Annotated in this window: 7 protein-coding genes; 3 read left to right on the forward strand and 4 right to left on the reverse strand. The window is 73.4% G+C overall.

Features of this window, described 5'->3' with window-relative positions; all coding sequences use genetic code 11:
• Positions 1-130: 130 nt before the first annotated feature.
• Together ACFV4F_RS17825 and ACFV4F_RS17830 are read right to left on the reverse strand one after the other, a co-directional pair.
• A complete protein-coding gene (locus ACFV4F_RS17825; RefSeq protein WP_380503445.1) occupies positions 131-793 on the reverse strand; it encodes a hypothetical protein in 663 nt (220 codons plus the stop codon).
• A gap of 162 nt (positions 794-955) precedes the next feature.
• Positions 956-2590, reverse strand: a complete 1635-nt coding sequence (locus ACFV4F_RS17830; RefSeq protein WP_380503448.1) for an ABC-F family ATP-binding cassette domain-containing protein — start codon at positions 2588-2590, stop codon at positions 956-958.
• Between the two features lie 366 nt (positions 2591-2956).
• Between ACFV4F_RS17830 and ACFV4F_RS17835 the strand changes: the two genes are divergently transcribed.
• Positions 2957-4561 (forward strand): tannase/feruloyl esterase family alpha/beta hydrolase, encoded by a 1605-nt coding sequence (locus tag ACFV4F_RS17835; protein ID WP_380503451.1) that lies wholly within the window; start codon positions 2957-2959, stop codon positions 4559-4561.
• Between the two features lie 73 nt (positions 4562-4634).
• On the opposite strand, the gene ACFV4F_RS17840 is transcribed toward ACFV4F_RS17835, so the two are convergent.
• Positions 4635-5690 (reverse strand): alpha/beta fold hydrolase, encoded by a 1056-nt coding sequence (locus ACFV4F_RS17840; protein WP_380503453.1) that lies wholly within the window; start codon positions 5688-5690, stop codon positions 4635-4637.
• A 237-nt stretch (positions 5691-5927) separates the two neighbouring features.
• Here ACFV4F_RS17840 and ACFV4F_RS17845 point away from each other — a divergent pair, with 237 nt between their 5' ends.
• Entirely contained in the window at positions 5928-6476 is a 549-nt protein-coding gene (locus ACFV4F_RS17845) for a CGNR zinc finger domain-containing protein (RefSeq protein ID WP_380503456.1), read from the forward strand.
• A 108-nt stretch (positions 6477-6584) separates the two neighbouring features.
• On the opposite strand, the gene ACFV4F_RS17850 is transcribed toward ACFV4F_RS17845, so the two are convergent.
• Complete coding sequence (locus ACFV4F_RS17850; protein WP_380503459.1) at positions 6585-7016, reverse strand: Ohr family peroxiredoxin; 432 nt, start codon at positions 7014-7016, stop codon at positions 6585-6587.
• 283 nt (positions 7017-7299) lie between these two features.
• Here ACFV4F_RS17850 and ACFV4F_RS17855 point away from each other — a divergent pair, with 283 nt between their 5' ends.
• Positions 7300-8742, forward strand: a complete 1443-nt coding sequence (locus tag ACFV4F_RS17855; RefSeq protein ID WP_380503462.1) for an aldehyde dehydrogenase — start codon at positions 7300-7302, stop codon at positions 8740-8742.
• The last annotated feature ends 218 nt before the right edge of the window (positions 8743-8960 follow it).

The following is an 8960-nucleotide window of genomic DNA, read 5'->3' on the forward strand; positions in this document are numbered from 1 at the left end:
CCCGGCGGGGGGGGGGGGGGGCGGCGCCGCGCGGGGGGGGCGGGCCCCCCGGGGGGGGGGGGGGGGGCGGGCGGGGGGCGCCGGGGGGGGGGGCCCCCCCCCCCCCCCCCGCTGGTGTTCCCCGAGGGGGTCAGCCGGCCGGGGTGCCGCTGTCCTCGACGAGGCTGTACATCACCGACCGCTGGTCCTTGCGGCGCTCGATGCGGCCCTTCGCGACGAGCGCGCCGAGGGCGTTGCGCACGACCTGCGGGGTGGGCTCGCGGTCCGGGTGCGCCACCAGGAACTCGTCGCGCAGTTCCTTGGCGGTGCGGGGCTCGCCGTGGCCGGCGAGCAGGTGCGTCAGGACGTCGCCCAGCAGCGGGCGCTGCGACGGGACCTTCGCGACGCGGCGGGACTTGGCGGCCGCCTTGACCGTGGGGGCGGCCGTGGAGCCGGCCCGCGGTGACGGGGTGCGCGGCGCCCGCTTGCGGCGCGGCGCCTTCGCGGCGGGCGCTTCGGCGGGTGCCTCGGTGGGTGTGTCGGCGGACGCGTCGGCGGGGGCCGGCTCGTCCTGGGTGCGGGCCGGCTCCGGGGCGGGCGTCGGCTCCTGGGCCTGCTCCTGGACGGGAGCGGGCCCGGTGTCGTCGCTGTAGCGCTCGGCCACCGACATGATGTCGACGAGGAGCGCCTCCTCCTGCTGGAGCTTGGTGAGTTCGTCGGCGAGCTCCTGCTGCCGGCGGCGGTTCCCCGCGAGATCCGACGCGGCCTGTACGGCGTACCGCGATCGGAGCGAGGCGGCTGATTGGCTGGTCACGACCGGTCACTCCTGCCTGTGGACGTTGTTGCGCATGGTACCCGTGTCGAGGGCCCGCGCACGGCGTCGAAGGTGAAATAACCCTTCAGCCAGGTGACGTTCGCGCACGTGGTAGCGCGCGGGAGAACACACGTGTCAGCCGCCGGGCTTCTTGACGGACCGTCAGATCACGGGAGGGCCCGTCTCCTCCAGGACCCCGTCCGCCAGCCGCAGCCAGCGGTCGACCCCGATCCCGGCGAGGAACCGCTCGTCGTGGCTCACCACGAGGAACGCCCCCTGGTAGGAGTCGAGCGCGCCTTCGAGCTGCCCGACGCTGATGAGGTCGAGGTTGTTGGTCGGTTCGTCGAGCAGCAGCAGGTGCGGCGCGGGCTCGGCGCACAACACGCAGGCCAGGGTGGCGCGCAGACGCTCGCCGCCGGAGAGCGCGCGCACCGGCAGGTGGGCCCGGGCGCCCCGGAAGAGGAAGCGGGCGAGGAGGTTCATCCGCTCGGCCTCCGGCCGCTCCGGGGCGGCCGCGGCGAAGTTCTGCGCGACGGTGAGGTCCGGGTCGAGGAGGTCCAGGCGCTGGGAGAGGTAGGCGACGCGGCCGTCGGCGCGCTTCACCCGGCCCTCGTCCGGGGTGAGGTCCCCGGCGAGCAGGCGCAGCAGGGTCGTCTTCCCGGCTCCGTTGGGGCCGAGGAGGGCGATCCGCTCCGGGCCCCGGACGCTCAGGCCGACGCCGCCGCCGGTGAACAAGGGCGTGCCGTCGCGCAGCACTTGCAGGTGTTCGCCGATGAAGAGGTCGCGCCCGGCGGGCACCCGGGTGCCGGTGAGGTCCAGGGTGAGGCGCTGGTCGTCGCGCATGGCGCGTTCCGCCTGGTCCAGACGGGACTTGGCCTCGTCGACGCGGGCCGCGTGCACCTGTCCGGAGCGGCCCGCGGACTCCTGGGCGCCGCGCTTCATGTTCCCGGCGAAGATGCGGGGCAGGCCGGCGCTCTTGAGGGTGCGGGCCGCGTTGCCGGCGCGGCGCTCGGCGCGTTCGCGGGCCTGCTGCAGTTCGCGCTTCTCGCGCTTGAGCTCCTGCTCGGCGCTGCGGACGTTCTTCTCCGCGACCTCGCGCTCGGCCTGCACGGCCTCCTCGTAGGCGGTGAAATCGCCGCCGTACAGCCGGAGTTCATGTGAGTCCAGTTCGGCGATGCGGTCCATCCGGTCGAGCAGGGCGCGGTCGTGGCTGACCAGCAGCAGGCAGCCGGAGAAGTCGTCCAGCGCGTCGTGGAGGTGCTGCCGGGCGCCGAGGTCGAGGTTGTTCGTCGGTTCGTCGAGCAGCAACACGTCCGGGCGGCGCAGCAGTTGGGCGGCGAGGCCGAGTCGCACGACCTGGCCGCCGCTGAGCGTGCCCAGCGGCCGGTCCAGGTGGAGGCCCGCGAGGCCGAGGCGGTCGAGCTGGGCGAGGCTGCGCTCCTCGATGTCCCAGTCGTCGCCGATGGCCGTGAAGTGCTCCTCGGCGACGTCGCCGGACTCCACCGCGTCGATGGCGCGGATCACGGCGGCGACGCCGAGCACCTCGGCGACCGTGAGGCCCGCCGTCAGCGGCAGGTCCTGGGGGAGGTGCGCGACCGTGCCGGCCGTCGCCACCGTGCCCCCGGCGGGCCGCAGTTGCCCGGCGACCAGCTTGAGCAGCGTGGACTTGCCCGAGCCGTTGGGGGCGACGAGGCCGGTGCGGCCGGTGCCGACGGCGAAGGAGAGGTCGCGGAAGACGGGGGTGTCGTCCGGCCAGGAGAAGGACAGGTGGGAGCAGACGATCGAGGCAGAGGACATGAAGGCGACCTGGGAGTGAGCGGGCGGAGGCACGTCCGGCCCGAAAAGACAGGGGGACAGGGGCGCTGGGCGCGACGCATCGGGCCGAAGCGCTGGGTGCCACGCACCCGCTACGGCCTTCTGGTCCGGGATTCACCCGGAGATGTCGTCGTCGCCTGCCATGTCTGCTCCACGCGTCGGTTCACGAGGGTTCGCCGTTCGTCACCGTACCAGTTCGGCGTGGCGGCGGCCTCCGGATTTCGGACGGTGCGGTGCGGTCCGGGCGTCTTGACGGAGCGTCGGACACCCGCCAGCATAATAACCGTTCAGAACGGTTACTTTTCGGCCCGATGGGGCCACGGCTCACACCCAAGGACGGGAACACCCATGAACCGACGACTCCTGGCAGCCCTCGCGGCGGCCGTGCCCCTCGCCGCCGCGCTCTACGCGCCGAGCGCCATCGCGGACACCCGCACCCCGTACAGCTGCGTCGCCCCCGCCGTGCAGGCCCCGCCAGGGACCCGGGTGGAGGGCGTCACCGCCGTCGCCCATGCCGCCGGCACCGTCGACGTGCCCGCGGTGTTCCCGCTGTCCGACGCGCACATCCCCGACGTCCCGGCCTTCTGCGACGTCACCGTCACGCTCACCCACCCCGGCCAGGGTGACCACGCCAAGGTGCGGGTCTGGCTGCCCGGGCAGAACTGGAACGGCCGCCTGCAGACCGTCGGCGGACTCGCCTACGCCGCGGGCGACTACGGCGCCAACCTCGCGGCCGTCGTCAAGAGCGGCTACGCCGCCGCCACGACCGACGCCGGCGTCGGCTCGTACGTCGACACCAAGTGGGCGCTCGACGGCCGGGGGAAGGTCGACGAGGCGCTGCTGGAGAACTTCGCGTCCCGGTCCGAGCACGAGGCGGCGGTCGTCGCCAAGGCCGTCATCGCCGGCCACTACGGGCGCGCCACCTCCTACGCGTACTTCAACGGCTGTTCCACCGGCGGCCGTCAGGGCTACGCGGAGGCCCAGAAGTATCCCGAGGACTACAACGGGATCCTCGCCAACGCGCCCGCCATCGACTGGACGCGGTTCGAAGTCGCCACGCTGTGGCCGCAGGTGGTGATGAACGAGGCGAAGACCTACCCCACCGCGTGCGAGTTCAAGGCGTTCACGGACGCCGCCGTCCGGGCGTGCGACGGGCTCGACGGGGCGGTGGACGGGCTCGTCGGCAAACCCGACGAGTGCGGGTTCAACCCGCGGCGGCTCATCGGCACCACCGTGGAGTGCGAGGGCAGGCAGGTGACCATCAGCGAGGCGGACGCCGAGGTGGTGCGGCGGATCTGGGACGGGCCGCGCACGCCGGCGGGCCGCAAACTCTGGCCGGGCGTCCCGGTCGGCGCCGACCTGAGCGGCCTCGCGGGCAGCACGGTCGACGCCGCGGGCAACCGCGTCGGCGCGCCGTTCCCGGTGCCGGCGGCGTGGGTGGGGACGTGGCTGAGGAAGGACCCGTCCTTCCAGGTCGCGTCCCTCACCTCCGGCGACCTGGCGCGGCTGTTCCGGCAGTCGGTGGCCGAGTACGACGACGTCATCGGCACGGCCGACCCGGACCTCTCCGGCTTCCGCGACGCCGGCGGCAAGCTGCTCACCTGGCACGGGCTCGCGGACGAGTTCATCCCGGCCGACGGCACGGTGCGCTACCGCGAGCAGGTCGAGCGGGAGATGGGCGGCCCGGAGGAGGTCGACGACTTCTACCGCCTCTTCCTCGCCCCCGGCACGGCCCACTGCGGCCTCACCGGGCGCACCGACGACCTCGGCGCCCTGACCGCCTGGGTCGAGCAGGGCAAGGCCCCGCGGACGCTCCCGGCGACCCTCGGGACGGCCTCCGGCCGGCAGGTGAAGCGCGACCTCTGCCCCTACCCGCAGGTCTCCCGCTACGACGGCCACGGCGACCCGGCCGCCCCGACCAGCTTCCGCTGCACCCCGGCGACCCGCGACTGACCCCGGCGCCGCGCGACGCACCCCGGCCCGCACCCACCGATGGGTGCGGGCCGGGGTGCGTGGTGCCCGGTCGTCAGAACCGGTCGACGTCGACGACGGCCTGGGCGAAGCGGGTGGGGGCTTCCTGGGGGAGGTTGTGGCCCACGTCCGTCAGGGTGCGGTGCTCGTAGGGCCCGGTGAACATGGTCCGGTACGTGGAGCCGTCGGCGGGGGTGGCGGTGAACGGGTCCAGGACCGGGTCCATGGTGATGGTCGGCACGGCGATGGCGGGCCTGCGGGCCAGCAGGTGTTCGTCGTGGTCGTAGCGGTGCTCGCCCTCGACGATGCTCAGCCGCCAGCGGTAGTTGTGGATGACGATCGCCGCGTAGTCGGGGTTGTCGAAGGCGGCCGCGGTGCGGTCGAAGGTGGCGTCGTCGAAGCGCCACGTCGGGGAGACCGTCTGCCAGACGAACCGGGTCAGGTCGCGCCGGTGGGTGCGGTCCTGCATGGCGGCCTTGCCGCGCTCGGTCGCGAAGTAGAACTGGTACCACCAGGTGCGCTCGGCGCCCGGCGCGAGCGGCTTCGTCTGGGCCTCGCGGTTGGTGATGAGGTAGCCGCTCACCGGCACCAGGGCCTTGACCCGCTCGGGCCACAGGGCCGCCATGACGGCGCCGGTGCGCGAGCCCCAGTCGAAGCCGGCGACGACCGCGCGGTCGATCCGGAGGGCGTCCATGAAGGCGATGATGTCGCGGGCGATGGCCGCCTGCTGGCCGTTGCGGGGGGTGCGGGACGACAGGAAGCGCGTCGTGCCGTGGCCGCGGAGGTAGGGGACGAGCACGCGGTAGCCGAGGTCGGCGAGGAGCGGTGCCGCGTCGACGTAGCTGTGGATGTCGTACGGCCAGCCGTGCAGCAACAGGACCACCGGCCCGTCGGCGGGCCCGAGTTCGGCGTAGCCGACGTCGAGCACGCCGGCGGTGACCTGCTTCAGGACGGGGAAGGAGGTGTGCGTGCCGGGGACGACGTCCGGCACGACGGGGGCCGGGCCGGAGGCGGGCGCCGCACCGGCGATGCCCTGCAGGCCGGTGAGCGAGGCGGTGGCCGCCCCGGCGCCGAGGCCGACGGCCTTGGTGAAACTGCGCCTGTCGATCATGTGGTTCCTCTCGGGGAGATGCGGACGCGTCCCCTGGTGGGGAGGCGGCTGTCCGGAGCGCGGGTCACTCTTCCGCTCCGCTTTCGTGCGTCACATCGGTCACTTGACGGTCGGTGTCGAGGGGCCGTCGTACGTCGTGACCGGTCTGGGCAGTGATGAAGGTGCGGCCGGGGCAACGGCCGGGGCCGGGGCACGGGCATTGCGCATCCAGCGGTCACTGGTCAGTATGGTGACGTGATGCATGCCTTCCCCTGTGGGACCCTGCCCCTCGACTTCGTCGGCACCTACCGCGCGCGGCGCAACGAGGTGCCGGTGGAGAAGCTGGCCGCGCCCGGTCAACTCGACGCCTGGTTCGTCGAGTCGGGGATGTTCGACACCGTGCCCGGCGCCGATGCCACGGACCTCGACATCGCCGTGGACCTGCGCGAGGCGGTCTACGCGCTCGTCGCCTCCCGGCTCGACGGGCAGCCGATGCCGACCCGGGCGATCGCCGAGGTGAACCGGCACGCGGCGGGACTGCCGGTGACGCTGCGCCTGCACCCCTCGGGCGCCACCAGGACCGGGTCCGTGGCACAGGGGCTGGCCGCGCTCGCCCGCGAGGCCGTCGAGATCCTCGGCGGCGACGACGCGGCGCTGCTGCGCGAGTGCGCCCGGCCCGAGTGCACCCAGGTCTACCTCGACCGCTCGCGCGGCTACCGGCGCGAGTGGTGCGCCATGCGGACGTGCGGGAACCGGGTCAAGGCCGCGACCTACCGGGCGCGTCAGCACGGCGGCGCCGGGAGCTGACGGCCGCTCTGTAGCGGGACCCCCGCGGGGCGTGTGGTCACCGCTCGGGGACATGCGTCCGCCCGGGCCCGTCGGGGGAGTCGGGCCCGGGCGGGGTCTGTGGTGGCGTCAGCCGGCGACGGCGGTCGCGGTGACGGTGACCGGTATGTTGCCGCGCGTCGCCTTGGAGTAGGGGCACAGCCGGTGGGCCGCGGCGGCCAGTTCGTCGGCCGTCTCCTGGTCCACGCCGCCGAGTTCGAGGTCGAGGACCGCGCCGAGGCCGAACTCGCCGTCGTCGCCGTGGGTGAGGGTCGCCTCGACCCTGATGGCGGTGCTCGTCAGCCGGACCTTGCGCTCGCCGGCCGCGCGGCGGACGGCGCCCAGGAAGCACGCGCCCCAGCCGGCCGCGAACAGCTGCTCCGGGTTGGTCGCGCCGCCGGCGCCGCCGAACTCCTTCGGGATGGCGAGCGCCGTGGTGAGGCTGCCGTCGTCGGCGACGACCTGCCCGCCGTTGCGGCCCTCGCCGGTCACGGTGACCACACCGGTGTAGCTGACTGCCATGGCCGTGTCTCCTCTCGCTCTTCTCTTGCTCTTCGGTCCGGCGGACCGCCCTCGCGGTAACCGGTCTGACTGGTGACGACTATTCGCGCCGGCCGGGATGGCTGTCAAGGAGACTGTCCGCCGATCTGGCTTGAATACTGCACATTTGGGTGCTGTGTGGCCGGATTTCGGCGCACCTTGGTGCCGCTTGCTGCTTGAGGAGTAACTGTCTTGACAGGTTATTTGATGACGTATCAGACTCGTCCGGAGACCACGACGCGCTCAAGGGACGAGGAAGCGGAACATGCTGACGTACGACCGGCTCTACATCGCGGGTGCCTGGACCGAGCCGAGCCGGGCCGGGCTGCTGGACATCCGCTCCCCGCACGACGGGAGGCTGCTCGGCCGGGCCGCGCAGGCCGGGCCGGCGGACGTGGACCGGGCGGTGGCCGCGGCCCGGGCCTCGTTCGACGGGGGCGTCTGGCGGGAGACGCCGCCGACGGCGCGCGTGGCGGTGCTGCGGCGCTTCAACGCGCTGCGGGAGGAGAACGCCGACCGGATCGCCGAGCTGATCGCGGCCGAGAACGGTTCGGCGAGCTGGTTCACCCGGGCCGGACAACCGGGGCTGACCCGGCAGGCCAACGCCTACCTGAAGGCGGCGGAGGAGTTCGGCTGGGAGGAGACGCTGGTCCCGTCCGACCCGGCCTCGCCGGTGCGCAGCGTCGTGCGGCGCGAGGCGGTCGGGGTCGTGGCCGCGGTCATTCCGTGGAACTCGCCGTTCTCCTCGGCGACGTCGAAGCTCATCCCGGCCCTGTTGGCGGGCAATTCGGTGGTCCTGAAGGTCTGTCCGGAGAACTCGCTCAGCATGGGGTTCCTCGCCGAGCTGCTCGACCGGGCGGGCCTGCCCGGGGGTGTGGTGAGCGTCCTGCCCGCCGACCGCGAGACGAGCGAGCACCTGGTCTCCCACCCCGGGGTCGACAAGATCGCCTTCACCGGCTCGACCCGGGCCGGCCGGCGCATCGCCGCGATCGCGGGCGAGCAGCTGAAGCGGGTGAGCCTCGAACTGGGCGGCAAGTCGGCGGCGGTGATCCTGCCCGATGCGGACATCGCGACGGCGGTTCACGGGCTGAAGTTCTCCTCCCTGCTCAACAACGGCGAGTCCTGCATCGCGCAGACCCGGATCCTCGCCCCGCGAGAGCGCTACGACGAGGTCGTGGCGGGGCTCAAGGACGTGATCGAGTCCCTGAAGGTGGGCGACCCGGGTGACCCGGACACGTTCGTCGGGCCGATGATCCGGCGCGACCAGCAGGAGCAGGTCCGGCGCTACATCGCCCTCGGTGTCGAGGAGGGCGCCCGGCTCGTCACCGGCGGCCCGCAGGTCCCCGAAGGGCTGGAGCGCGGGAACTACGTCACCCCGACGCTCTTCGCGGACGTCGACAACTCCATGCGCATCGCGCAGGAGGAGATCTTCGGGCCGGTGCTGGTCGTCATCCCCTACGACGACGAGGACGACGCCGTCCGCATCGCCAACGACTCCGAGTACGGCCTGTCCGGCGGTGTCTGGTCCGCCAGCGAGGAGCACGCGCTCGCCGTGGCCCGCCGCATCCGCACCGGGACGGTCACCGTCAACGGCGCGTCCGTCGGCTTCGACGGCCCGTTCGGCGGGTTCAAGGCCAGTGGCATCGGCCGCGAGTACGGGGCCGTCGGGCTCGGCACCTACACGGAGTACAAGACGATCACCGTCTGACCGACGGGTTGCCGGGGCGGGGCCGGGGGTCAGGGCAGTCCGGATGTCTTCGCAAGCGCCCGGGCGGCGGTCAGATGACCGAGGGCGTGTGCCGGCGAACGCGAACGGGCCCCGGGGGGCCCCCCCGGCCCGTGGGGGCCCCGCGGGGGTCAAACCGCCGTATCAGCCGGGCGGGAGTTGGGGCCCGGGGCGGAGGGGGGGGGGGGGGTAAACGAACA

It is taken from the genome of Kitasatospora sp. NPDC059722 (assembly GCF_042733235.1).
In the GTDB taxonomy this organism is placed as follows: domain Bacteria; phylum Actinomycetota; class Actinomycetes; order Streptomycetales; family Streptomycetaceae; genus Kitasatospora.

Excerpts from the sequence above, each read along its gene's own strand:
- ACFV4F_RS17830 (WP_380503448.1), bottom strand. The coding sequence starts at position 2,590 with ATGTCCTCTGCCTCGATCGTCTGCTCCCACCTGTCCTTCTCCTGGCCG.
- ACFV4F_RS17835 (WP_380503451.1), top strand. The coding sequence starts at position 2,957 with ATGAACCGACGACTCCTGGCAGCCCTCGCGGCGGCCGTGCCCCTCGCC.
- ACFV4F_RS17840 (WP_380503453.1), bottom strand. The coding sequence starts at position 5,690 with ATGATCGACAGGCGCAGTTTCACCAAGGCCGTCGGCCTCGGCGCCGGG.
- ACFV4F_RS17845 (WP_380503456.1), top strand. The coding sequence starts at position 5,928 with ATGCATGCCTTCCCCTGTGGGACCCTGCCCCTCGACTTCGTCGGCACC.
- ACFV4F_RS17850 (WP_380503459.1), bottom strand. The coding sequence starts at position 7,016 with ATGGCAGTCAGCTACACCGGTGTGGTCACCGTGACCGGCGAGGGCCGC.
- ACFV4F_RS17855 (WP_380503462.1), top strand. The coding sequence starts at position 7,300 with ATGCTGACGTACGACCGGCTCTACATCGCGGGTGCCTGGACCGAGCCG.